Genomic DNA, 24,714 nt, shown 5'->3' with positions numbered 1-24,714 from the left:
TTTTTAAGTACATTAGTAAATTCTTAAATTTTATTAAAATTTGATGATCTTTTTGGGAACATTTTCTAAGGAAGGCGGTCTTAATTAGTACCACTGCTTTTTCTTAGATGAATCTAAGAAGGCCCCTAACCAATATTGGTTTAGGGGCTTTTTTCTTTCTGGCCTATCTGTGACTTTACCGTTTCAATTTCTTTCTCGTCATCTCTGCTTCATAAATTATTCAACGAACTTTAATGAAACTGATATTTAAATTCATCATTCCCCATCTAGTCTCTCTGCTGTTCATAACAACATAATTAATTTGGAGAATATCAGTGAAAGGAAGTCATTTATCCCTTGTTATGGGTGGCATTGTATTGTCACTATCTGCATGCAGTAATAGTGGTACAGGTAGCAGCCATTCTGTTGAGGTACCGCAAAAAAATGATGCTTGGTATAGCCAAGCCGAGAGCAATATTGAAAAAGCCAAAGCGACAAAAGCCATCGATAAACCTGCTAAGAATGTCATTCTGTTTATTGGCGATGGTTTAAGTGTCGGCACCATAACGGCGGCGCGTATCTTTGAAGGTCAACGTCGAGGGATGATGGGTGAAGAGTATAATTTGTCTATGGAAAGCCTTCCTCATGCCGCTTTGGTGAAAACCTACAATACGGATATGCAGATTCCTGACTCAGCTGGTACAGCCTCTGCAATGGTGACTGGTGTAAAAACTAAAGCGGGTACGCTGAATGTGAATGATAATGTTCAACGTGGCTTCTGTAACACGGCATTAGGTAATGAAGCGACCAGCGCATGGGAAATGGCCGCCGAGCGCGGAATGTCTGTGGGTGTTGTTTCTACGGCAAGATTAACTCATGCTACTCCTGCGGTTACCTACGCTCATAGCGCTGATCGTAACTGGGAACATGATGTGCCAAATATTGCTAAAAATCAGGGCTGCCAAGATATTGCCAGCCAGTTTATCCAGTTTGATAAGGGTGATGGCATTCAGGTTGCATTGGGCGGTGGACGACGCGAGTTTATTCCAAACGATATGATTGATCCTGAAGGTAAAAAGGGCAAACGTAAAGATGGCAAAAACCTTATTGCTGATTGGCAGTCTCGTTATCCGGAAGGCGAGTATGTCTATAACAAAGCTCAGTTTGATCAATTAGGTAGCGACACCTCTCGCGTATTGGGTCTGTTTGAAAGTAGTCATATGAAGTACGAAGAAGATCGACGTGACGGTGAACCTTCTCTAGCTGAAATGACCGCAAAAGCTATTGAGATCTTATCAAAGAATAAAGAAGGTTATGTGTTGATGGTGGAAGCCGGAAGGATTGATCATGCTCACCATGACGGTAACGCTAAGCGAGCACTTGCGGATACCATCGCTTTTGATGACGCAATTAAAGTGGCACTAGAGAACACTAACTTAGAAGACACCTTAATCATTGCTACGGCAGACCATGCTCACACTTTAGTTATGAACGGTTATTCTCAGCGTGGTAACAATATTTTGGGATTATCTAAGTCTAAAGGTAAGTACAGTGTCGATAAGCAAGGTAAAAAATACACTACGTTAACCTATGGAAACGGACCCGGTGCAGTGGATGGAGCTCGTACAGATTTGACTCAGCAGCAGGTGACTCAATTGGATTACAAGCAGCAATCTTTAATTAAGTTGTCATCTGAAACTCACTCTGGTGAAGATGTTGCGATCTTTGCTCGAGGCCCGCAAGCCTATTTATTCCAAGGTGTCATCGAACAAAATTACATTTACCATGTGATGAATGAAGCGTTGAGCTTGGCTAAGTAGAGAAATCTATTTATTAAGCACCGACAGAAGTGAGCCGTTAGTGGCTCACTTCTTATTTCGTTTTCGCATCGGAAAGATGACGAAACGGAACCACAAATGCAAAAACAACAAACCATTAAAAGCGAAACCCGCAAAGATTAGAGCTATAGATTCCACGCTACTGGGGTTCTCTTTGCAGGTAAACCACCACACCACCCAACATAATACCGACAGAGTAGTGAGCTGATCCATACATCGCTTGCAGCGGCCTATTTTTTGCCAGAACCAATGATTACCATTACAGATATTACAAGCCATATTTATCTTCGCCTGATAGAGATGTTTTTATTCTGAACCACTGCTTTTACTTAGGCAATGCAGTCAATCGATAAGATAAGGCAAAAAAGGAGATTCCTTTCACAAAAAAAAAGCGGCTCTGCCCTTGGTAAATATATTTGCGCCCCCACATCTCTGTCACAAGCTGATTAATCAGCACTTTCATTAAATAAACAATATCAGGAGAGAATACAGATGAATATTCGTCCTTTACATGACCGTGTAATCGTTGAGCGCCAAGAAGTTGAATCTAAATCTGCTGGTGGCATCGTGTTAACTGGCTCTGCAGCTGAAAAATCCACTCGCGGTACGGTAGTTGCTGTTGGCAAAGGTCGTATTCTAGAAAACGGCTCTGTTATGCCACTAGACGTTAAAGTGGGTGACGTAGTTATCTTTGCTGAAGGTTACGGTACGAAAACTGAAAAGATTGATGGTAAAGAAGTTCTTGTTATGTCTGAAAATGACATCATGGCTATCGTTGAATAGAAGTAAGCGTTAAGACATTCACTCTTAAACGACAAATTAAAGTAAAAATAGATTTTAGGAAAGGAAATCAAAATGGCTGCTAAAGATGTAAAATTTGGTAATGACGCACGAGTAAAAATGCTTGAAGGCGTTAATGTTCTTGCTGATGCTGTAAAAGTAACGCTAGGTCCTAAAGGACGTAATGTTGTTCTAGATAAATCATTTGGTGCTCCAACCATTACTAAAGATGGTGTTTCTGTTGCTCGTGAAATTGAACTTGAAGACAAGTTTCAAAACATGGGTGCACAAATGGTTAAAGAAGTTGCTTCACAAGCTAATGATGCTGCTGGTGACGGAACAACGACTGCAACAGTACTTGCACAATCCATTATTGCTGAAGGCCTAAAAGCCGTTGCAGCGGGCATGAACCCAATGGATCTTAAGCGCGGTATCGACAAAGCGGTAATCGCTGCTGTTGAAGAGCTTAAAACACTATCTGTTCCTTGTACTGATACTAAAGCTATTGCTCAAGTAGGTACTATCTCTGCTAACTCTGATGAGACTGTGGGTAACATCATTGCAGAAGCGATGGAAAAAGTAGGTCGTGACGGTGTTATCACTGTTGAAGAAGGCCAAGCTCTTCATGATGAACTAGACGTTGTTGAAGGTATGCAGTTTGACCGTGGTTACCTATCTCCATACTTCATCACTAATCAAGAAGCTGGTGCGGTAGAACTTGAAAGCCCATTTATTCTACTTATTGATAAGAAAGTTTCTAACATTCGTGAACTTCTTCCTACTCTGGAAGCAGTGGCAAAAGCCTCTCGTCCTCTTCTAATTATTGCCGAAGATGTTGAAGGTGAAGCTCTAGCTACATTGGTGGTGAACAACATGCGTGGCATCGTGAAAGCAGCGGCTGTTAAAGCCCCTGGTTTTGGTGACCGTCGTAAAGCAATGCTACAAGATATCGCGGTACTAACTTCTGGTACGGTTATCTCTGAAGAGATTGGTCTTGAGCTTGAAAAAGTAACGCTTGAAGATCTAGGTCAAGCTAAGCGTGTGACAATCACTAAAGAGAACACAACTATCATTGATGGTCTTGGTGAAGAAGAGATGATCAACGGCCGTGTTGCTCAAATTCGTCAACAAGTTGAAGAAGCGACATCTGACTACGATAAAGAAAAACTACAAGAGCGTGTTGCAAAACTTGCTGGTGGTGTTGCGGTTATCAAAGTAGGTGCGGCGACTGAAGTTGAGATGAAAGAGAAGAAAGATCGCGTTGAAGATGCTCTACACGCAACTCGTGCAGCAGTAGAAGAAGGTGTTGTTGCCGGTGGTGGTGTTGCACTTATCCGCGCAGCGTCTAAAGTTGTTGGCCTTGAAGGTGCAAACGAAGAGCAAAACGTAGGTATTCGCGTTGCTCTACGTGCAATGGAAGCGCCACTACGTCAAATCGTTGCTAACGCAGGTGACGAAGAGTCAGTAGTTGCAAACAACGTTAAAGCACGTGAAGGTAGCGACGGTTACAACGCTGCAACAGGTGAATACGGCGATATGATTGCAATGGGTATCCTTGACCCAACAAAAGTAACTCGTAGCGCACTTCAGTTTGCTGCATCGGTAGCAGGTCTAATGATTACGACTGAAGCTATGGTTTCTGATATGCCAGCTAAAGATGCTCCAGCAATGCCTGATATGGGCGGCATGGGTGGTATGGGCGGCATGCCAGGCATGATGTAAGCCAAGAGTTATTGATAGCGGTTTACCGCTGACAGTAATATTGTGAACAAAAAACCGAAGCTTTGGCTTCGGTTTTTTTATGCGGGGAATACTGATTTCTCAGCTGCGTTGTTATTAATCATGGTTTACTTTTTTGCTAAAAATGAGGTTTATTGATTATCAAATAATTTGATTGTAAAGTTGTTTGTTGATCGATCTAAAGGTAATTATTTTTATAAATCAATAGCCTGTATGGTTTTTCAATCTGTCTAGACTGTCGTGTCTGGTTTATGCAGGGAAGATTGTTACTGCAAATAGATCAGCCAAAAATGAGTTTACTGTTGCTGTTAACTATCTATTCGCTGGATTCTAGATTGGTGATTAAAAATGGAAAAGAAATTTGTGATGGATACAGAGAGAAAGAGATGCCATAAAAAAACGCAGCAATAATGCTGCGTTTTTGGTGTTGTGCTTAGATTATTAATATCTAGCGCGTGCCGTAAACCACAATAGTTTTACCATGCGCAGAAATTAGGTTTTGCTCTTCTAGCATCTTCAGGATTCGACCTACTGTTTCACGAGAACAGCCAACAATTTGACCAATCTCTTGACGAGTGATCTTAATTTGCATGCCGTCTGGATGGGTCATTGCATCAGGTTGCTTGGCAAGGTTCAAAAGTGTTTGCGCAATACGTCCTGTTACATCTAGGAATGCAAGGTCACCTACTTTTTGGCTTGTAACCTGAAGACGGTTAGCCATTTGAGCAGAAAGACGCATTAAAATGTCTGGGTTTACTTGGATCAGCTGACGGAATTTCTTAAAAGAGATTTCCGCAACTTCGCAAGGGGATTTCGCACGTACCCAAGCGGTACGATCTTGCTCTTCTGCAAATAAGCTTAGTTCACCGATGAAGTCACCTTGATTTAGGTAAGAAAGAATCATCTCCTTTCCTTCTTCATCCTTGATAAGCACAGCTACGGAGCCTTTCACTATGTAATATAAAGTTTCCGCTTTTTCACCAGCGTGAATCAGCGTACTTTTGGATGGATATTTATGAATATGACAGTGTGAAAGAAACCATTCTAAAGTTGGATCGGTTTGAGGTTTACCTAGAACCATAATTATCTCACTATTTTATGCAGGGTCTGTTCAGCAGCGTTCCTTTGCTGCCTCGTCAATAAACTTTGCGGTTAGCATAGGTTTAATTATTCGAAGCTGCAAGCTACTTCTTTATCTATCGGTTAAGAATAGTATCCTTTTTTGCAGACGATTTCTTGATTTTGATCGCCCTGAATTTGTGATATGTTACGCAAAAATGTGCACATGATCACGGTATTAAAAGTAAACTAAAAGTTTGTACAATAATTAACCGATTTTGCCGGTTTCAATTAGCTGTTGCAATATCGGTCTAATGATTAGTTCCATTGCAAAGCTCATCTTTCCTCCGGGGATAACTAAGGTGTTATGCCTTGACATAAATGAGCCATCAATCATTGCTAACAGGTATGGAAAGTCGACATTTTTCATTCCACGCAATCGAATCACCACAAAACTCTCATCAAGACTAGGGATACCTTTCGCGTTTAATGGGTTTGAGGTATCAACGGTTGGTACGCGCTGAAAGTTGATATGGGTACGGGAAAACTGAGGTGTGATGTAATTTAAGTAATCATCCATTGAGCGAACGATGGAATCGGTAACGGCTTCGCGTGAATGGCCTCTATCACGAGTGTCTCGGACAAATTTTTGAATCCATTCTAAGTTAACTATGGGCACCATACCGATGAGCAGATCAACATGCTGAGAAACGTTAGTGTCACCATCGACTACTCCCCCATGTAGGCCTTCATAAAACAATACGTTGCTCTTTTCTGGTAGATCTTGCCATGGAGTAAAGGTGCCTGGCATTTGATTGTAAGGGACCGCCTCATCAAATGAGTGTAAATAGCGCCTAACCTGACCGACACCTTCGTCACCATACTTTCTGAAAAATTTTTCTAGGGCTGGAAAGTCATTCGCTTCAGCCCCAAAGTAACTGATGTGTTTACCTTGCTCTCTGGCTTTACGGATCTCTATATCCATTTCTGGTCGTGTAAAGCGATGAAAGCTGTCACCTTCAACCCAAGCTGGTTTGATATCCATCATACTGAACATCTTACGAAAAGCTTCAGATGTGGTTGTAGTACCAGCTCCTGAAGAACCTGTTACTGCGATAATTGGGTGTTTTGCTGACATGACATTCCTTGTCGTTATGAAGATCTGATTCTATTTTAGTCTATGGCATTAAAGTCGAACAATAAACAATCATAGTTCACGCTTTAGTTTTATATCCACACTTTCGTGAAGTTCAGAGAAAAGTACAACGGCTTCACCTTGTTGTAGTAAAAGATGTACTTGCTGAATTTTATCTTCCAACGTCGCTTCTTCAGTACCGTAGTCCGTTCCTTCTCTTAAGACGAACTCTTTGATTAAGTTTTCCAATGTTTCAGGAGCTATTTGTTGCCATGGAACAATCATGATCTCTCTTCTTGTAAGTAATGCTGATAATAGTGTGGCAGGTAATCTTCCAACCAAAAGCTTGGTTTGTTAATTGTGCCGGTCATAAACCCAACATGACCACCATGCTGACATAATCGGTAATGAATATTACTGTTTAATTTGAAGTCAGGAATGACCTTCTCGGTCATAAATGGGTCGTCTTTTGCGTGAATTACCTGTAAGGGGATCGCCGTATTGTTGAGCACCTTGATACCAGAACAGCGTTGATAATAGTCATTAGCATCGCTAAAACCATGCAGTGGTGCAGTAAGTTTATCATCGAAATCATACAAGGTTTTTATTGCTTGGATGTTTTTTGTGGTAATGCCAATGGCGTGATGCAGTTTGTGCTGTTTTTGAATGGCGTTTGCTTTCAACGAACTGAGTAGGTAATTTCGATATACCTTGGAGAACCCCTGTTCAATTCGTTGTGAGCATGCTGCTAGATCGAGTGGTGCAGAGACGACAGTCGCCGCGGAAAGCAGGGGCTGATGCTGATATTTAGCGAGATAGTTCACCAACATATTTCCGCCCAGTGAAATGCCTGTAGCTACTTTAATCTGGTGAGGGAATAGGGTATTGAGATGAGTGAGAAAAAAACGCGCATCTTCAACTTCTCCGGAGTGGTAAGCTCTTGCTAACCTATTAGGCCTGCCGCTACAGCCACGGAAATGCATCATGACCGACAACCAGCCAGACTGTGCAAATGCATTCATTAAGCCGTTAGCGTAAGGGCTATGAAAGCTACCCTCTAAGCCATGGAAAAGAACAAAAATAGGCTTATCCTTTGCTTGCTGGCTTTGCCAATCTTCGCTCCATGCTAGATCTAAAAAGTCACCATCGTCGGTCTCTATACTTTGCCACTTAGCTTGAAAAAGTGGTTTTTTTCGAATAAATCTTGGCAATATCGTCTGTATATGAGGGTTGCTCAGGCCGATAACTGGGTTAAATTGGGTCATAAATCGAAGTCACTAATCGGTGGCGATTGTAATAATTCTTGTAGTTTAACAAGACCTATTTTCATTTGCTGCTGATTTATTGGAGAACTTAGCGCAAGCCGAACTGCTGGAACGATGGCAGCGGCAGGGGGAGTGAACAGTTCTGCTGATTTTACGATCACCCCACAGCGTTTAGCTTGAGTGACAAAGTCCGTCAGTCGCCACTGTTCTGGTAAAGTTAGCCACATATGATAACAACTGGTTTGAAAACGCGGAGAAAACTCGCTTAAGTATTCAAGAGCTAATGCGAGTCGCTCTGCCATCTCTTTGCGAATTTCATTGACGATTAAATCATACTGTTTTGATTGAACAAGCTCACAAGTAAGAGCTGTCAGTAATGGACTAACCATCCAGCTGTGGTTTTGTAATGCAATACTTAATGGCTGGTAGAGTTTTGCTGGCGCGTGCAAATATCCTACTCTCAAACCGGGAGCCAAACATTTAGAGACGGCTCCAATATGAATAACTTGCTCCGGATCTAAATTAACTAAAGCAGGAGGTCTATCAATTGGCAATAGCCCGTTAACGTCATCTTCGAGAACGATTAAATTGTGTTTTTTGCATACATCGAGAATCGCTTTTCGTCGTTCTAGAGACATTATTGCGGTAGTCGGGTTTTGCAGCGTAGGAGTAAGGTAAATAAATCGTGCTTGGTTTTGTCGGCAGGCTGAGTCTAAGGCTTGCGGCGTTATGCCCTCCTGATCCATTTCTACGCCTTTGATAGAAAGCTGCTTTTGTCGAGCTAAGCTAATGAGTCCGGGGTAGGTCAGCTTTTCCACTAGTATGGTGTCACCTGCTCTGGTAAAGGCATCAAGCACCATTTGTACCCCATGCTGAGCACCAGAGGTAAAGAGCATCTGTTGGCTATTCATATTGAGACCATTACTCGTTAGCCAGCCTGCAATTATCTCTCGATGGGAATCGATCCCGGTCGGTTTTTGGTACAACATAAACTGGTTAAGTGCTTGTGGCGAACTGGTCACTGCATCTAAAGCATTTTTGATCATGTCACTACGATCAAGCAATGGTGGGATATTAAATCCGAAATTGCACTCGCCATTGTCATCTTGTTGGTCAAATGCCCAATAGACTTTCTGCTTATCAACAACAAATGTTCCTGCGCCGACTCGTGCTTCAACCAAACCTCTACGCTCTATCTCGGCATAAGCTCTTGTCACCGTTCCTACCGTAACGCCAATACTATCTGCTAATGCGCGGTGAGTTGGTAACTTATCATTTGATGTCAGTTGGCCAGACTCTATCTTGTCGGCGATGGCATCGGCTATCTGCTTATATTTTGGCGAAGACTCGTTATCAACAAGAGTGATATCTATGATTGTCATGGTGACAATAAATCCTTTGATCTTTATTTAGGCAATTGTTAAGGTCATTTTGTAACCGTAATGTATAAAAATCAATAAATATTTGTAAATTGTATCGGTACAATTTAATTTTCAGGGAGAACTCTTTATGGAATGGCAGTTTTTTATCTCAGTGGCCCTATTCGCCATTGTGATGACAGGAACTCCAGGACCCAATAACGTCATGTTAACGGCTTCTGGTGCAAATTTTGGCTACAAAAAGACCATTCCTCATTTTGTTGGTATTGGCTTAGGCCTCATGAGCATGGTGATATTACTGGCTTCTGGTCTTGGAGTGGTATTCCAAACTTACCCTGTCATACAAGAGATAATGAAATGGCTAGGAAGTGCTTACTTACTTTATCTTGCGTGGAAAATTGCTATGGCGGATAGCAAAACGAGTGATGACTCAATACAAGCAAAGCCCATGTCATGTCTACAAGCCGCGCTCTTTCAATATTTGAATCCAAAAGCGTGGATGATGATGGTCACTGCCATCGGATCATTCTCCCTTACAGGAGCAAATTATTGGTGGTCTATCCTATGTATCGCGGTTATTTTTTGGGTAACTCAACTGCATACCTCTTCGATTTGGGTTGGCTTCGGAACGCTTATTGGCCGCTGGTTATCAGGTGAAAAATCGATGAGAAGGTTTAATCAATGTATGGGGACGCTAACGGCGTTGTGTGTGGTGTTTATTTGGTAGTTTATCAACCGAAAACAGAGACACACTGTTGATGGAGAAATAAGAAAGATCAGTCAACCTGAGTGAAAGCGGAGTAGAGGTATTCCGCATTAAGTTGCTGACAGTAATCGTGCGTAAGAGAAAGAGAGCTGCTGTCATTGGTGTTGATGGTATAAATATTAAGTTCATTGATGCAATCGACGAGATCTGATTGCTGCTGTTTCTCTAGCAGTAGTTCAAATTCTAGCGATTCACGATATAGAGAGCTAGGAAGATACGCTTTGGCTTTTTTACGCATTTCACGATATTGCTGAAGTAAGTTTTCGGTGCTGTGTAGGCAGTGTTGCACTGTTTGCCAGTCAGTTTGTTTAAAGGTGAAGCCTTGCTCATCTAACCACTTAAGGGAAAGCAGCAAATTGACGTTACCGTGATGCTTATTCTGTAGTGATAAACACGCTTCTTTAACTCCTTTGACACTGTAATACTGCAAACTAAATTGCCATAGACGTTCTATAGTCAGTGAGAAAGAAGCGGGTTTTGTCATTAATTGTTTGTATCCTATTCCATCTGCTCAAGACTTTCCTGAACATCCATCCATTCCATTTCTACTTCTTCAAGTTCTGATTTTGAAGAAGCTTGAAGCGCCAGTACCTGATTAAGTTTAGCTTTATTTTCATCTTGGTACAGTGACGGGTCGGATAATTCTTGCTCAGAAGAGGATAACGCTGCAGAGAGCTTATCCATCTTTTTTTCTAGTTGTTGCAGTTTCTTGCGTAATGGTGCGGTCTGTTTTCTTAACTCAGCTTCACGTCTCTTCTGTTCTTTTTTTGCTGCGGCACTGTTGCTGTTCTCTTTTGTACTGACGTTTGGCTGAGCTTCTCGTTTCTCAGCCTTATTTTGATCTGTTAGCCATTTATAGTAATCCTGTAAGTCACCATCAAATGGCGCAACTTGACGATCATGAACAAGATAGAGATCATCCGTAGTCGCTCTTAATAAATACCTGTCGTGACTGACGATAACCATCGCACCTTCAAAGGTCTGCAGTGCCATCGTAAGCGCTTGACGCATATCTAAATCTAAGTGGTTGGTCGGTTCATCAAGCAATAGTAAGTTGGGCTTCTGCCACACAATGAGTGCCAATACTAAGCGAGCTTTTTCGCCACCGGAAAAAGGAGCGACTTTATCCAAGGCTTTATCACCAACAAAACCAAAGCTACCAAGGTAATTACGTAACTCTTGCTCCGTCTTTTGAGGGGCAATTTGCATCATATGCTGCAAAGGCGTTTCTTCTGGATGCAAGGTTTCTAACTGGTGCTGAGCAAAATAGCCAATTTTCACCCCTTGAGAATAGGTGAGTTCACCACCTTTGGCGTTTAACTCGCCAGACAGTAACTTTATTAAGGTAGATTTACCGGCACCATTTCGACCAAGTAAGCCGATACGGCTGCCGGGAACGAGATTGAGTCGAATCTTCTCTAATATCAGGTTATCGCCATAACCAGCATAAACCTCGTCCATCATTAAAATTGGATTAGGCAACGCGGACGGCTCTCCAAATTCAAAGCTAAATGGGTTATCAAACTGAGCTGGCAATACCTTTTCCATCTTCTCAAGCGCTTTAATACGGCTTTGAGCTTGGCGCGCTTTAGACGCCTTATAGCGGAAACGATCAATATAGCTTTGCATGTGCGTCATCTGCTTTTGCTGCTTTTGATACATGGCTTGTTGTAATATCAGCTTTTGCGCACGTTGGTTTTCAAAGGATGAGTAGTTGCCTGTGTACTCATTCATTTTTTGATTTTCTATATGAACAATTCGAGAAACAATAGGATCGAGAAAATCTCGGTCGTGAGAGATCAAGATAAGCGTACCCGGATAATTTTGTAGCCAGCGCTCAAGCCACATAACGGCATCTAGATCTAAGTGGTTGGTTGGTTCATCGAGAAGCAGCAGATCAGAACGGCATAGTAGAGCTTGTGCAAGGTTTAGTCGCATTCTCCAGCCACCGGAGAACTGGGTTAAATTCCAGTTCATCTGCTGCTGACTAAAACCTAAACCATTAAGCAGCTCTGCAGCTCTAGCTTGAATGCTATAGCCGCCAATAGTTTCAATTTTTCCGTGAATCTCGGCGACTAAAGTGCCGTTGTCGGCAATTTCTGCTTGTTCAAGTTCTACTTCTAACCGGCGGTACTCTCTGTCACCATCGACAACATAATCTAACGCTTCTCTTTCAAGTGCTGGGGTTTCTTGAGCAACCCAAGCCAGTTCCCAGTGTGAAGGCTGTTTAAACGTACCAGCATCAATGGATAGTTCGTTTTTCATTAATGCGAATAAGGTGGACTTTCCACAGCCATTTTTCCCCACTAAACCCACTTTATCACCGGGGTGAATGGTGGCTGATGTTTGGTCTAGTAGTGGCTTTCCACCACGCAGTAACTGAATATCCGAGAACGTAATCATAGAAATCTTTTTTGAGAGAATTGAATTTAACGCGGGAATATTAGGCGTTATAACAGTAAAAGTCGATTATTAACGAATTTTGTACAACAAAGAGCCGGCCAGTATAGTCTCCTTGAGGTTAGTGAAGCTTATAAGATATGATGAGTGTTACATAATCATAACAACAATGAATTAAAATAGCGTGTTTAGCCCCAATAAGTCGCTTGATTGATGGAACAATACAGGGAGATAAGTTAAAGAATGAATAAGCCGGTTACATCTCCACCACGCATTTTACTGATTTTTGTTCATCCTGAACTCGATTCATCTAAAGCTAATAGTGTGATGCTGAAAAAGGTACAAGATCTCGAACACGTCACTGTTCATGATTTATATGCTGAATATCCAGACTTTTTTATTAATGTTCAGCGAGAGCATCAACTGCTTCTTTCCCATGACATTATTGTATTTCAACATCCACTCTTTATGTATTCTTGTCCCGCGCTATTAAAAGAGTGGATAGATAGAGTATTAGGTAAAGGTTTTGCCTTTGGTGATAGTAGCCAATTAAAAGGCAAATATTGGCGTTCGGTTATCACGACCGGAGGGGCGGAAAAAGCGTTTGCCGCATCTGGCTATAACAAATATCCGATGGAAGAGATCTTACAGCCTTTTGAATTGACGGCCTCTTTGTGTCGGATGACATGGATAGAACCATTAGTACTGCATTGGGCACGGAATATTTCTGATATTGAACGCTACCAGCATGCAGAGAGTTATCGTTTATGGTTACAAAACCCGTATGCTCAGCAAGGAGAGGTTATTAATGGCGCTAGCGAATGATTTTTTAACCAGTAGCGTTGTTTTTCTCTCCGCGGCGGTGGTTGCGGTTCCTCTTGCGCAGAGAATGGGATTAGGTTCTGTACTTGGCTATTTATTAGCTGGTGTGGCTATTGGCCCGTGGGGCTTCGGTTTAATTGATGATGTGGATGCCATACTGCACTTTTCTGAGTTTGGTGTAGTGTTGTTGCTGTTCTTAATTGGATTGGAGTTAAACCCTAAAAAACTGTGGCAGATGCGTAACCCCATATTAGGGCTGGGTGGGGCACAAGTATTAATAACCACAGCCATCATTAGTGGTGTATGTTTGCTCTTCTCTGTTAGCTGGCAAAGTAGCTTGGTGGTGGGTATGGGGTTAGCGCTCTCTTCTACGGCCATAGCATTAAGAGTAATAGAAGAGCAGGGGTTAGCGGGCAGTGAAACTGGCCAGTCAGGTTTTGCTGTATTGCTGTTTCAAGATATTGCCGTTATTCCTATGCTAGCGATCTTACCTTTATTGGCAGGGGCTGGTGGAGAAGGTGACTGGTTCGATTCTATTACCACGATAGTCTCTATAATTGTGCTGCTGATTGGCGGTCATTTTTTACTTCGGCCTCTGTTTCGTTATGTTGTGATGAGTGGCGTTCGAGAGCTGTTTACTGTTGCGGCTCTATTACTGGTTATTGGTATCGCCGTCTTTATGCAGAAACTCGGGTTATCTATGGCATTAGGCACATTTTTGGCGGGTGTATTGCTTGCCGAAAGTGAATACCGACACGAGTTAGAAGTGTCGATAGAGCCATTTAAAGGCTTGCTCCTAGGGCTCTTTTTTATTGCCGTCGGCATGGCAGTTAACTTAGGGCTTCTTGCTCTGCATCCTCTGGAAGTGATTACTGCCGTCATTGCATTGGTCGCAGTTAAAAGTATGGTCTTGTATGTGCTGGCTCGCCTATTTTCGATTCGAGCAAAAGCGAGAAGTCGTATGGCCGCTATATTGAGCCAAGGGGGAGAGTTTGCTTTTGTACTATTCACGGCAGCACAAGCGGAAAATATATTAGATGCAGAATTAAGTGCTTTTCTGCTGGTTGTGGTGAGTCTATCCATGGTCACAACCCCGTTATTACTGATAGCACAGGAAAAATGGTTTACAGCCACCATTAACAGTTCTAATGATGCGAGTGGCAGTGATGTTATTAATCGTAATCCTAGAGTTATCATTGCCGGTTTTGGTCGTTTCGGTCAGGTTATTGGCCGTTTAATGTATGCCAATAAAATTCGTATTACGGTATTAGAAAGTGACCCTAGCCAAGTTCAACTATTAAGAAAATATGGCTATAAAGTATTTTATGGTGATGCCAGTAAGCTTGATCTGTTAAGGGCGGCAGGTGCAGAGAAAGCAGAAGCACTGGTTGCTTGCACAGATAACCCCGATGAAATATTGGAAATAGTGAATATATGCCATCAACATTTCCCTCATTTAAAAATTCTTGCTCGAGCAAGAAGCCGAGTAGAAGCATACCAACTGCTTAATAATGGTGTGCCCAACTATTCACGGGAGACCTTTTTAAGTGCACTGGATCTAGGAAGGCAACTTTTAGTGGAGTTAGGCATGCACCCCTATCAGGCAAAAAGAGCAGAAACGTTTTTTAATAAGCTCGATACAACTATGTTAGAAGAGTTGTTACCACTGCATATGGACGAAAAAAATCTTGCTCAGCGTTCAAAAGAGACAAGAAAAGAGTTAGAAGAAGTATTTGGTCGGGATATGGAAAGTGATAATCAGTCCAATAATCATTGGAAGTGATTGAGTCTGAATAAACAGAGATGTCGTTAAAGGAAAGATAGCGTGAACATAAAAAAAAGATTTATATCGGGCGCGGCATGCCCTAAGTGTGCTGCTCAGGATACCTTACGCTGGTGGGTTGAGAACAATATTGAGTTAGTTGAGTGTGTAGAGTGTGGTCATACAGATAAGAGAAAACCTAGCACAGTTCAAGAATCTGAACATGCGGAGCAGGATTTAATTGGCATTTTTAAGCCAGAGTAATTGAGTTTCAGCAAATGATCCCCATAATAATGTCAACTCGGTTTTCGAGATAAAATAGTTTTCTTGGTTTACTGAATCTCAAGCCAAGCTTAGATCTCTTTTGGAGCAAAAATGAATATTGAAAAGAATGTAGTAGTAAGCCTTGCATACCAAGTAAAGCTTGAAGATGGTGTTGTCGTTGATCAAGCAACTAATGAAGCTCCACTAGATTATCTTCATGGTCATAATAACCTAATCACAGGTCTAGAAAACCAACTTGAAGGAAAAGTGGCTGGCGATAAGTTCTCAGCAACTATCTCTCCTGATGATGCTTATGGTGAACATAATGACGCGCTTATTCAACGTGTTCCAGCAGACGTATTCCAAGGCGTTGATGAAATTGAAGTGGGTATGCGTTTTCTAGCTGATACAGACCAAGGCCCAATTCCTGTTGAAGTGACAGAAGTCGATGGTGATGAAGTGGTGGTTGATGGTAACCATATGCTAGCGGGTCAAACATTAACTTTTGATGTTGAAGTTATTGCGACACGCGCTGCAACAGAAGAAGAAATTGAGCATGGTCACATTCATAAAGAAGGTGGTTGTGGCGGTCATGGTCACGATCATGAAGGCGGTTGTTGTGGTGGTGAAGGCCATGGCGAAGGCAAAGGAAAAGAAGACGGCTGCTGCGGTGGCGGCGGTAACGGCGGTTGTGGCTGCTCACATTAATTGCCAAAAGAGCCTTCCTGTTGGAAGGCTTTTTTCTTTCTGTTTACTTAGAATCTTCATCAAGGAGACAGGCTTAGTCCTGAATAATCATGTCTAATTCACCATTCTCCATCGCTATTCATGGCGGTGCTGGCACCATATTAAAAGAAAAGTTGACGAAAGAACTGGATGAAGAGCTGCGTCAGGTTCTTAAAAATTCGGTACTTGCAGGTCATACATTATTGCAGCAGGGACATGACGCGGCTGATGCGGTCGTTGCCGCAGTAAAAGTGTTAGAAGACAGTCCTCTGTTTAATGCAGGCAAAGGGTCGGTACTGACACACAATGAAATGGTCGAGATGGATGCGTCGATCATGCATGGGAAAGAGATGATGGCAGGTGCGGTCTCTGCTGTTCGTCATATTAAAAACCCCATTGTTCTTGCGAAAGATGTTATGAATAACAGTGAACATGTTTTTCTTTCGGGTGAGGGCGCGGAGCAATTTGCGTTTGAGCATAGCCATGATTATGTCGAACAAGATTACTTTTTTACCGAGCGACGTTATGAACAACTTCAATCAATGAAGGAGAAAGGAATGTTTGCCCTTTCTGAGTCTCGTTATCCTGATGATAATAAGTACGGTACCGTTGGCGCTGTAGCATTAGACAAACAAGGTAACTTGGCTGCTGCCACAAGTACTGGTGGCATTACCAACAAGAAATATGGCCGAGTTGGTGACTCTGCAATTATTGGTTGTGGCACGTTTGCGGAAAATAATAATGTCGCGATTTCAACAACGGGTATGGGTGAGTATTTTATTAGAAAAACCGTCGCTAGTGATGTCGCAGCACGAATGCGTTATTTGGGCGAAGATGTATACACCGCCAGTGAAGTGGTGATCCAAGGGGATCTTAAGTTGATGGGGGGGGAAGGTGGATTAATTGCCCTTGATGCACAAGGTAATATACATAATGCCATGAACAGTTTAGGTATGTACCGAGCAAGTGTGGATGTGAGTGGTCAACTAGACGTGAAGATATTTGTCGATGAGTAGAACAACGCATGCTAGCTTTTGAAGCATAAAACCCCATGTTCAATTGATGGCAAAACGTTAAGCTTACGAGCCTAACTCTTGCTAGGCTGATTAATAGTGAGGAGGAGGCGTCTCTTCTGATGCGTCTGCAAGGTTGGATGTGTCCATATTTTTCACCTTGCCAGCGACATATTTCATCTGCTGCTGCATTTTGGAAATAAGCAACTGTTGTTGGCTTAATGCTTCATTGAGTTCATCGATCACTTGCTCTTGAAAAGCAAGCTTGCATTCAAGATCGTCCATTCGGCTCATGAGTTGTGATTTGGATAATTCGGTCATTATTCTATTTTCCATGCTTGGGCAATACCCGCTGATGTTGCAGATATCACTCTATTTTGATGATCAAAAGCGGCATCATACACGACTGCGCGAGGAGGACGAGTATCTTTTAATGGTTCAACTTCCCAGCCATCGAGACTTTCTCCGGTTTTAGTATCCCAAAGCATGACCCTACCTGCTGGCGAGCCAGTGACTAGATAGTTGCCATCTGTTGAAAAACGAGCGGTTGAGAAGACTAACTGACGTGAAAACGATTTAAGTTCAGTGATCTTCTTTCCGGTTTTTAGATCCCAAATAAAACTGTCTTTTGCGCCATCAGAGGTAAAAGCAAACTTGCCATCTCGATGCAGCGCCACCCGATTTATCCTTGCATTGTGCTTAAATATATAGCGGGCTTGGCCTGTCTTTGTATCCCAGAAGTAGGCGTTGTAATCATTACCTCCCGTTAACGCGAACCGACCATTAGACGATATTGCCACGGTATTGACTTTTTCTCTGTGGGCAAGGAACTCTAAGCGGCGTCCGGTGACTAAGTTCACGTAGATAGCTTTACCATTAGATAAACCGAGTAATACTTGCTCTCCATTACTGGCAATATCTATATCGCGAATTAAGCCATCTGAAATTGACCAAAGTCCTTCGGCTTGTGCCCATGACAGGTCCCAAACTGCGAAGTTTAATTGAGTTGCTGTAACCGCAAACTGTTTATTGTCTGAAATACGAATATGTGAAACGGTATTTCCTTCAGGATCTTGTTTACCTAATGCAGCCAGCTCTTCGTTTTGTAGTAGGTCCCAGAGAACTAATTGGTGCTCTTTAGAATAAAGCAAAGCAAACCGGGCATCGCGGCTTAATGCAAAGCTTGTGGTTCCTTTTGGCTCAATTTCCCAGCGTTGATCATCATTGTTGGAATAAAGACAACCAGTTAACAAAGTGATGACAAAGCTAGTAATTATAATGTGAGAGAATATACGCATCTCAATTAACGATTCCGGTTTGTGTCTTAGGGTATATTCCTAGTATATTGATACAACAGACTATTTGCACACATAGTGTTAATTTAAGTGGTGTAAAACAAAAAATGGCAGCGCCATTATATTGGAGAAGTAAATGAAACCTTTTTTTAAAGTGTCTCTACTAGCAGCAACCGTTATGCTTGCAGTAGGTTGTCAGAAAGAAGAAGCCCCAAAAGTAGAAGAAGCAGCAAAAGTAGAACAAGCAGAGAGTGCAATGGTGTTCAAAACCGATGATGATAAAGCGGCTTACGCTATCGGTATTTCATTTGCGAACTATTTAGAGAGCAGTTTAGTGCAGCCAGCTGAAATTGGCGTTGTACTAGAAAAAGAAATGGTACTGAAAGGTATCGAAGACGCATTTTCTGAAAAAGCGGCGCTAACTGAAGAAGAAATCAAAGCAACGTTGGCCTCTTTGGATGAACGAGTAGCAGCAAAAATAGAAGAACAAGCAAAAGAGAAACAAGCGCTTACAATTAAAGCTGGTGAAGACTTCCGTGCTGAATTTGAAAAGCAAGAAGGTGTGGTTAAGACAGACTCTGGTTTGTTGTATCAAGTATTAACACCTGCTGAAGGCGATAAACCCGCTGAAACAGACACAGTTGAAGTGCACTATGTCGGTACACTTACCGATGGTACTAAGTTTGATAGTTCGTACGATAGAGAACAGACGGCTACTTTCCCTCTAAACCGCGTTATTCCTGGTTGGACGGAAGGTGTTCAACTTATGCCTGTAGGTTCTAAGTTTAAGTTTGTTATTCCACCAGAGTTGGCTTACGGTCCTCAAGACACGCCAACTATCCCGGGTAATTCTACCTTGGTATTCGAAGTTGAGTTGATCGGCATCGACAATGGTGAAGTGGCTGAAGCCGTTACACAATAATGAATTAACGATTAATCTCGTGGATAAAAAGCTCGGTTTTTCCGAGCTTTTTTTATAGGCAAAAACAGCAGAGTTGATCTTTAACGATGCGATGCTCAAATTTTCTGATAAACTTGTAACAAATTATTGATTTATAGTCAGAGGCTGTTAGTTGTGACAACATCAGAAGTGATGCATGCAGATGCATTAATGGAGATAGAATCCATTGTAGTAGAGCCCTTTAGTGAGCACGATCTTATCATCTTGCAATCCTATGAGGCTGTTGTTGATGGTTTGGCCGGATTAATTGGCCCATTTTGTGAAATTGTCCTCCATTCATTAGAAAGCCTGGATACATCCGCAATAAAAATTGCCAATGGTGAGAATACTGGACGTAAAGTGGGTTCTCCTATTACAGACTTAGCACTAAAAATGCTGAGAGATATTGAAGGCTCGGAGCGTAACTTTTCACGCGCTTATTTCACGCGAGCGAAAGGTGGCGTGCTAATGAAGTCTATTACTATTGCTATCCGTAATGGTAATCAGCGAGTTATTGGTCTGCTATGTATCAACATCAATTTAGATGCGCCTTTCTCACAAGTATTGCAGTCATTTATGCCGACAGAAGAAGCAAAAGAAGCCGCTTCTTCAGTTAACTTCGCTAGCGATGTAGTCGAACTGGTTGATCAAACCGTTGAACATACTATTGAAGATATCAATGCTAATAAGTCGGTTTCAAACAATACTAAAAATCGCCAAATAGTGATGGAGCTTTACGACAAGGGTATTTTTGATATCAAAGATGCCATTAACCGTGTAGCTGATCGTCTTAATATTTCGAAGCACACCGTTTACCTCTATATTCGTCAGCGTAAAACAGAGGATGGCGAAAAGTGAGTTTAAGCTACACCTTGCTGGTTAATGGCGCTGTTTATGGTTCGCAATCAGCAAGGAATGCCTATCAATTCGCTTGTGCGTTAATAGAAAAAGGACATCAACTCGATTTGGTGTTTTTTTATCAAGAAGGAGTCAATAATGGCTCCAGCCTTGTTGTTCCTGCTAATGATGAGTTTGATCTTACTGCGGCATGGCAAGCATTAGCTTCTCAACACAATATTCGCTTAGAAACCTGTGTTGCAGCTGCATTGCGCCGTGGTGTAATAAGTTCTGAAGAATCGAGTTTACATCATCGAGACCATTACAACCTTGCCGACGGCTTTACTCAAGCTGGGTTAGGTAGCCTTGCTGAAGCGCTTATCTCTCAAGACAGAGTGGTGCAGTTTTGAATAATATAGCCTTTGTATTTCGAACCCACCCTCATAGCTCTAGTCAAGGACGTGAAGGATTAGATGCCCTTTTGGCAACGTCGGCCTTTAGTGAAGATATCTTTGTATTTTTTATTGCAGAAGGGGTTACTCAGTTAGTGGCGGATCAGCAAACCGACGGTATTCTTTCGAGAGACTATGCCGCAGCATTTAAGCTGATGGAACTGTACGATATTGAAAATGTGTTTGTTTGTCGCGATTCTCTGTTAGAACAAGGTATCAACGATCTGCCATTGTTGCTTCCTGTTGAACGATTATCTAAAGCAGAGATAGCTGATAAACTGCATCACTGCACCAAACTTCTCTCTTTCTAATACGAGCGTCATTATGTTACATATTGTTAAACAGCACCGACACCTCTCTGATGTACTCATGTATTTACACCAAGGTGATGCCATTTTGTTGCTGGAAGATGCAGTATATGCCGCATCACCAACACATAAAGCACATTCATTAATGGCAAAGGCAAAGTGTAAGCAGTTCGTGTTAGCAGAAGACGCAAATGCCCGTGGTTTAATGTTGAGCAATGACAGTAAAATCATGGTGGTTGATTTTGCTGGTTTTGTTGAATTAACGGTAGAACACAGCCAATCTCTCACCTGGGATTAACCGCTACGGTGACATTATCGTTATCCGCTTCCCTAGCCTGAATAAGAAATAGACGACACACTCTGATCCTAGTGTACGTTTTTGATCCGAAATACCTTGACACACCTCTCATCCATGAATAGAATTTTGCGTCCCTAATTGTACTATGTACATTCGGGATAGATTTTTCACAAAGCAAATTTTCAGCAATCAGGAGCTAGTTAATGGCAACTATTAACCAGTTGGTACGTAAGCCTCGTGCAAAGCAAGTTGTTAAAAGCAACGTGCCAGCACTAGAAGCGTGCCCACAAAAACGTGGTGTATGTACTCGTGTTTACACAACTACACCTAAAAAACCTAACTCAGCACTTCGTAAAGTTTGTCGTGTACGTTTGACAAACGGTTTTGAAGTGACTTCGTACATCGGCGGTGAAGGTCACAACCTTCAAGAGCACTCAGTTGTTCTAATCCGTGGTGGTCGTGTTAAAGACCTTCCAGGTGTGCGTTACCACACAGTACGTGGTGCACTTGACTGTGCAGGCGTAAATGACCGTAAGCAAGGTCGTTCTAAGTACGGTGTTAAACGACCTAAGTCTTAATGTTTCTCTGTTTTAAAGCAAAGCGTTAAGTAAGGCCAAACATTAATTATTTATATTTTTGAAAAAACTGAAAAGTTTTGGATAACCTGAAGAAGACAACGGAGAAATTCCTATGCCACGTCGTCGCGTAATTGGTCAGCGTAAGATCCTACCAGATCCTAAATTCAAATCTGAATTGCTGGCAAAATTCGTCAACATCCTTATGGTTGACGGAAAGAAATCTACTGCAGAAAAAATTGTTTACACTGCACTAGACACTATGGCTGAGAAATCTGGTAAAGATCACTTAGCTGTATTTGAAGAAGCTCTTGAAAATGTTCGTCCAGCGGTAGAAGTTAAATCTCGCCGTGTGGGTGGTTCAACTTACCAAGTACCTGTAGAAGTTCGTCCGGTTCGCCGTAACGCTCTTGCTATGCGTTGGTTGGTTGAAGCTGCGCGTAAGCGTGGTGAAAAATCTATGGCTCAACGCCTAGCTGCTGAAATGCTAGACGCGTCTGAGAACAAAGGTACTGCGGTTAAGAAACGTGAAGACGTTCACCGCATGGCTGACGCTAACAAAGCGTTCGCACATTACCGTTGGTAATACCTTTATAGTGCTGCGGGGATCCCTGCAGCACTTCTTTAGTTCCTATGCATATGCTAGGAACTATTGCTATATCTAGGGGTTTGATTTTTTAGTCATCATTTAGACATAGCAATAGTCCCTAAGTCTCTAAGTAAAGAGGATTCAATCGTGGCTCGTAAAACTCCTATTGAGCGCTACCGTAATATCGGTATCGTTGCTCACGTAGATGCCGGCAAAACTACCACAAGTGAACGTATTCTGTTCTACACTGGCCTTTCTCACAAAATTGGCGAAGTTCACGATGGTGCCGCTACCATGGACTGGATGGAGCAAGAACAAGAACGTGGTATCACGATTACATCGGCTGCAACTACGACTTTTTGGCGTGGTATGGAAGCGCAGTACTCTGACCACCGCATCAATATTATCGATACTCCTGGACACGTAGATTTCACTATCGAAGTGGAACGTTCTCTCCGTGTTCTTGATGGTGCTGTTGTTGTTTTCTGTGGTGCTTCAGGTGTTGAACCTCAGTCTGAAACAGTTTGGCGTCAAGCTGATAAGTATGGTGTTCCCCGTATGGTTTTCGTTAATAAAATGGACCGTACCGGCGCTGACTTCCTACGTGTTGTAGACCAGATTAAAGATCGTCTTGGTGCAAACCCAGTTCCAATCCAATTAAACATTGGTGCCGAAGATGAGTTTAAAGGTGTTGTTGACCTTATCAAGATGAAAGCAATTAACTGGAATGAAGCCGATCAAGGCATGACCTTCACTTATGAAGACATTCCAGCTGACATGCAAGAAATGGCGGAAGAGTACCGCACTGAACTTGTCGAAGCTGCCGCGGAAGCAAGTGAAGAGTTGATGGATAAGTACCTTGAAGAAGGTGAGCTAACAGAAGCTGAAATCAAACAAGGTCTTCGTACTCGTACCCTTAACAACGAAATCGTACTGGCAACTTGTGGTAGTGCTTTTAAAAACAAAGGTGTACAAGCCGTTCTTGATGCTGTGGTTGAGTTTCTTCCTTCTCCGGTCGATGTTCCTGCTATTAAAGGCATCGATGAGAATGAGAATGAAATCGAACGTCATGCCGATGACAAAGAACCGTTTTCAGCATTAGCATTTAAAATTGCTACCGACCCATTTGTGGGTACGTTAACTTTCATTCGAGTTTATTCTGGCATTGTTGAAAGTGGTAAAACCGCTTATAACTCTGTTAAAAAGCAGCGTGAACGTCTGGGGCGCATTGTGCAAATGCACTCAAATAAGCGTGAAGAAGTGAAAGAAGTTCGGGCTGGTGACATCGCCGCTATTATCGGCTTAAAAGAGGTCACTACCGGTGAAACACTGTGCGATCAGAACCATAAAATTGTTCTTGAACGAATGGAGTTCCCAGACCCAGTTATTCAGATCGTTGTAGAGCCTAGCTCTCAAGCTGATCAAGATAAAATGACGATTGCACTAGGTAAACTAGCAGCAGAAGACCCATCGTTCCGTGTCGATATGGACGAAGAAACAGGCCAAACCCTGATTTCTGGTATGGGTGAACTGCACTTAGATATTATTGTCGATCGTATGAAACGCGAGTTTAGCGTTAACTGCAACGTCGGTAACCCGCAAGTGGCTTACCGTGAAACGATTCGCGGAACCGCTAAAGCGGAAGGTAAATTTATCCGCGAGCATGGTGGTAAAGGTCAATACGGTCATGTATGGCTGAAACTTGAACCATCAGAAGTTGGCGAAGGTTTTGTCTTCGTTAATGAAATTGCAGATGGTGTGGTACCAAAAGAGTTCATCGGTTCTGTCGCGAAAGGCGTTGAAGAGCAGATGAACAATGGTGTGCTTGCTGGTTATCCGGTTCTGGATATCAAAGCGACATTATATGATGGTTCATACCATGAAGTAGATTCAAGTGAGATGGCGTTTGTAATCGCTGCCTCTATGGCTTTCAGAACAGGTGCACTAGAAGCGCAACCTGTTTTGCTTGAGCCTATGATGAAAGTTGAAGTAACTACTCCAGAAGACTGGATGGGTGATGTTGTCGGTGATATTAACCGTCGTCGTGGCATCATCGAAGGTATGGACGAGGGGACAGCTGGCCTGAAGATAATTCGTGCACAAGTTCCGTTGTCTGTCATGTTCGGTTACGCAACTGATTTACGTTCTGCGACACAAGGTCGTGCTTCTTACTCAATGGAGTTTAGTGAGTACGCTGAAGTGCCGAAAAATGTAGCAAATGCCATCATTGCAGAGCGTGGTTAAAAAACGGGGCACATTTTTCTTCTTTTTTGGAAGAACAATGAGTTCAAATATTGCGCTAACGCGTGTTGGCGCATAAAATAGCAAATTCTGGCGCGCTTCGGAGCTTATTCCGATGCGAATCATAACTAGAAAGGAACACGATCGTGTCTAAAGAAAAATTTGAACGTACGAAACCGCACGTAAACGTTGGTACTATCGGCCACGTTGACCACGGTAAAACAACTCTAACTGCTGCTATCTGTACTACT

28 protein-coding genes are annotated in these 24,714 nt (G+C 42.4%); 18 read left to right on the top strand and 10 right to left on the bottom strand.

The genetic code is table 11. The features are described 5' to 3' along the window. The first annotated feature begins 314 nt into the window (after window positions 1-314). Entirely contained in the window at window positions 315-1,799 is a 1,485-nt protein-coding gene (locus F0227_RS08390) for an alkaline phosphatase (RefSeq protein WP_345775798.1), read from the top strand. Window positions 1,800-1,844: 45 nt separating this feature from the next. Here F0227_RS08390 and F0227_RS08385 read toward each other — a convergent pair whose 3' ends face one another. Next, the gene (locus tag F0227_RS08385; protein ID WP_171752742.1) at window positions 1,845-2,096 is read right to left on the bottom strand and encodes a DUF3624 domain-containing protein; all 252 of its coding nucleotides are present in this window, start codon (window positions 2,094-2,096) and stop codon (window positions 1,845-1,847) included. A gap of 213 nt (window positions 2,097-2,309) precedes the next feature. Between F0227_RS08385 and F0227_RS08380 the strand changes: the two genes are divergently transcribed. Both F0227_RS08380 and groL read left to right on the top strand, forming a co-directional pair. Next, window positions 2,310-2,600: a co-chaperone GroES gene (locus tag F0227_RS08380; protein WP_171752741.1), complete on the top strand. Its 291-nt coding sequence runs from the start codon at window positions 2,310-2,312 to the stop codon at window positions 2,598-2,600. 72 nt (window positions 2,601-2,672) lie between these two features. Next, window positions 2,673-4,319, top strand: a complete 1,647-nt coding sequence (groL, locus tag F0227_RS08375; protein WP_171752740.1) for a chaperonin GroEL — start codon at window positions 2,673-2,675, stop codon at window positions 4,317-4,319. Window positions 4,320-4,785: 466 nt separating this feature from the next. On the opposite strand, the gene crp is transcribed toward groL, so the two are convergent. From crp to F0227_RS08350, 5 genes are all read right to left on the bottom strand, one after another. Continuing rightward, the gene (gene crp, locus F0227_RS08370; RefSeq protein WP_171752739.1) at window positions 4,786-5,418 is read right to left on the bottom strand and encodes a cAMP-activated global transcriptional regulator CRP; all 633 of its coding nucleotides are present in this window, start codon (window positions 5,416-5,418) and stop codon (window positions 4,786-4,788) included. Window positions 5,419-5,664: 246 nt separating this feature from the next. Further along, window positions 5,665-6,534 (bottom strand): phosphoribulokinase, encoded by an 870-nt coding sequence (locus F0227_RS08365; protein WP_171752738.1) that lies wholly within the window; start codon window positions 6,532-6,534, stop codon window positions 5,665-5,667. Between the two features lie 69 nt (window positions 6,535-6,603). Then, on the bottom strand, window positions 6,604-6,816 hold the full coding sequence (locus F0227_RS08360; protein WP_171752737.1) for a YheU family protein: 213 nt from the start codon (window positions 6,814-6,816) through the stop codon (window positions 6,604-6,606). Next, window positions 6,813-7,796: a hydrolase gene (locus tag F0227_RS08355; RefSeq protein ID WP_171752736.1), complete on the bottom strand. Its 984-nt coding sequence runs from the start codon at window positions 7,794-7,796 to the stop codon at window positions 6,813-6,815. Before F0227_RS08355 ends, F0227_RS08360 begins: the two co-directional genes overlap by 4 nt. Next, the gene (locus tag F0227_RS08350; RefSeq protein WP_171752735.1) at window positions 7,793-9,178 is read right to left on the bottom strand and encodes a PLP-dependent aminotransferase family protein; all 1,386 of its coding nucleotides are present in this window, start codon (window positions 9,176-9,178) and stop codon (window positions 7,793-7,795) included. Before F0227_RS08350 ends, F0227_RS08355 begins: the two co-directional genes overlap by 4 nt. Window positions 9,179-9,305: 127 nt before the next feature. Here F0227_RS08350 and F0227_RS08345 point away from each other — a divergent pair, with 127 nt between their 5' ends. Further along, entirely contained in the window at window positions 9,306-9,902 is a 597-nt protein-coding gene (locus F0227_RS08345; protein WP_171752734.1) for a LysE family translocator, read from the top strand. A 49-nt stretch (window positions 9,903-9,951) separates the two neighbouring features. On the opposite strand, the gene F0227_RS08340 is transcribed toward F0227_RS08345, so the two are convergent. Together F0227_RS08340 and F0227_RS08335 are read right to left on the bottom strand one after the other, a co-directional pair. Next, window positions 9,952-10,425: a TIGR02444 family protein gene (locus F0227_RS08340; protein ID WP_171752733.1), complete on the bottom strand. Its 474-nt coding sequence runs from the start codon at window positions 10,423-10,425 to the stop codon at window positions 9,952-9,954. 14 nt (window positions 10,426-10,439) lie between these two features. Then, a complete protein-coding gene (locus F0227_RS08335; RefSeq protein WP_171752732.1) occupies window positions 10,440-12,344 on the bottom strand; it encodes an ABC transporter ATP-binding protein in 1,905 nt (634 codons plus the stop codon). A 240-nt stretch (window positions 12,345-12,584) separates the two neighbouring features. On the opposite strand from F0227_RS08335, the gene kefG reads away from it, so the two are divergent. The 5 genes from kefG (at window position 12,585) to F0227_RS08310 (ending at window position 16,931) form a co-directional block, all read left to right on the top strand. Then, window positions 12,585-13,166, top strand: coding sequence for a glutathione-regulated potassium-efflux system ancillary protein KefG (gene kefG / locus F0227_RS08330; protein WP_171752731.1), 582 nt, complete (start codon window positions 12,585-12,587; stop codon window positions 13,164-13,166). Beyond that, window positions 13,150-14,946: a glutathione-regulated potassium-efflux system protein KefB gene (gene kefB / locus F0227_RS08325; RefSeq protein WP_171752730.1), complete on the top strand. Its 1,797-nt coding sequence runs from the start codon at window positions 13,150-13,152 to the stop codon at window positions 14,944-14,946. Before kefG ends, kefB begins: the two co-directional genes overlap by 17 nt. A gap of 42 nt (window positions 14,947-14,988) precedes the next feature. Next, complete coding sequence (locus F0227_RS08320; RefSeq protein WP_171752729.1) at window positions 14,989-15,189, top strand: YheV family putative zinc ribbon protein; 201 nt, start codon at window positions 14,989-14,991, stop codon at window positions 15,187-15,189. 111 nt (window positions 15,190-15,300) lie between these two features. After that, entirely contained in the window at window positions 15,301-15,897 is a 597-nt protein-coding gene (gene slyD / locus F0227_RS08315) for a peptidylprolyl isomerase (protein WP_171752728.1), read from the top strand. 89 nt (window positions 15,898-15,986) lie between these two features. Further along, entirely contained in the window at window positions 15,987-16,931 is a 945-nt protein-coding gene (locus F0227_RS08310; protein WP_171752727.1) for an isoaspartyl peptidase/L-asparaginase, read from the top strand. Window positions 16,932-17,021: 90 nt separating this feature from the next. Here the strand turns inward: F0227_RS08310 and F0227_RS08305 are convergent, their stop codons facing one another. Then, entirely contained in the window at window positions 17,022-17,249 is a 228-nt protein-coding gene (locus F0227_RS08305; protein ID WP_171752726.1) for a SlyX family protein, read from the bottom strand. After that, a complete protein-coding gene (locus F0227_RS08300) occupies window positions 17,249-18,226 on the bottom strand; it encodes a PQQ-binding-like beta-propeller repeat protein (RefSeq protein ID WP_171752725.1) in 978 nt (325 codons plus the stop codon). The genes F0227_RS08305 and F0227_RS08300 overlap by 1 nt, the downstream gene beginning before the upstream one ends. A 133-nt stretch (window positions 18,227-18,359) precedes the next feature. Here F0227_RS08300 and fkpA point away from each other — a divergent pair, with 133 nt between their 5' ends. From fkpA to F0227_RS08255, 9 genes are all read left to right on the top strand, one after another. Continuing rightward, window positions 18,360-19,145, top strand: a complete 786-nt coding sequence (fkpA, locus tag F0227_RS08295) for an FKBP-type peptidyl-prolyl cis-trans isomerase (protein ID WP_171752724.1) — start codon at window positions 18,360-18,362, stop codon at window positions 19,143-19,145. Between the two features lie 153 nt (window positions 19,146-19,298). Then, window positions 19,299-20,021, top strand: a complete 723-nt coding sequence (locus tag F0227_RS08290; protein WP_171752723.1) for a transcriptional regulator — start codon at window positions 19,299-19,301, stop codon at window positions 20,019-20,021. Continuing rightward, complete coding sequence (gene tusD / locus F0227_RS08285) at window positions 20,018-20,410, top strand: sulfurtransferase complex subunit TusD (RefSeq protein ID WP_171752722.1); 393 nt, start codon at window positions 20,018-20,020, stop codon at window positions 20,408-20,410. The genes F0227_RS08290 and tusD overlap by 4 nt, the downstream gene beginning before the upstream one ends. Then, complete coding sequence (gene tusC / locus F0227_RS08280) at window positions 20,407-20,763, top strand: sulfurtransferase complex subunit TusC (protein WP_171752721.1); 357 nt, start codon at window positions 20,407-20,409, stop codon at window positions 20,761-20,763. The genes tusD and tusC overlap by 4 nt, the downstream gene beginning before the upstream one ends. Window positions 20,764-20,776: 13 nt before the next feature. Further along, entirely contained in the window at window positions 20,777-21,058 is a 282-nt protein-coding gene (gene tusB, locus F0227_RS08275; protein ID WP_171752720.1) for a sulfurtransferase complex subunit TusB, read from the top strand. A gap of 203 nt (window positions 21,059-21,261) precedes the next feature. Beyond that, window positions 21,262-21,636, top strand: coding sequence for a 30S ribosomal protein S12 (gene rpsL / locus F0227_RS08270; RefSeq protein ID WP_004399892.1), 375 nt, complete (start codon window positions 21,262-21,264; stop codon window positions 21,634-21,636). Window positions 21,637-21,748: 112 nt separating this feature from the next. After that, on the top strand, window positions 21,749-22,219 hold the full coding sequence (gene rpsG / locus F0227_RS08265; RefSeq protein WP_045957025.1) for a 30S ribosomal protein S7: 471 nt from the start codon (window positions 21,749-21,751) through the stop codon (window positions 22,217-22,219). A gap of 150 nt (window positions 22,220-22,369) precedes the next feature. Then, window positions 22,370-24,466, top strand: coding sequence for an elongation factor G (gene fusA / locus F0227_RS08260; RefSeq protein ID WP_171752719.1), 2,097 nt, complete (start codon window positions 22,370-22,372; stop codon window positions 24,464-24,466). Between the two features lie 143 nt (window positions 24,467-24,609). Next, window positions 24,610-24,714 (top strand): GTP-binding protein (locus F0227_RS08255; protein WP_238928544.1); only part of this gene is annotated, 105 nt, incomplete at its 3' end.

This window comes from Vibrio sp. 99-8-1 (assembly GCF_013114595.1).
In the GTDB taxonomy this organism is placed as follows: Bacteria; Pseudomonadota; Gammaproteobacteria; order Enterobacterales; family Vibrionaceae; genus Vibrio.
The sequence above is the reverse complement of the archived record's forward strand: the minus strand, read 5'-3'. Positions and strand labels throughout refer to the sequence as shown.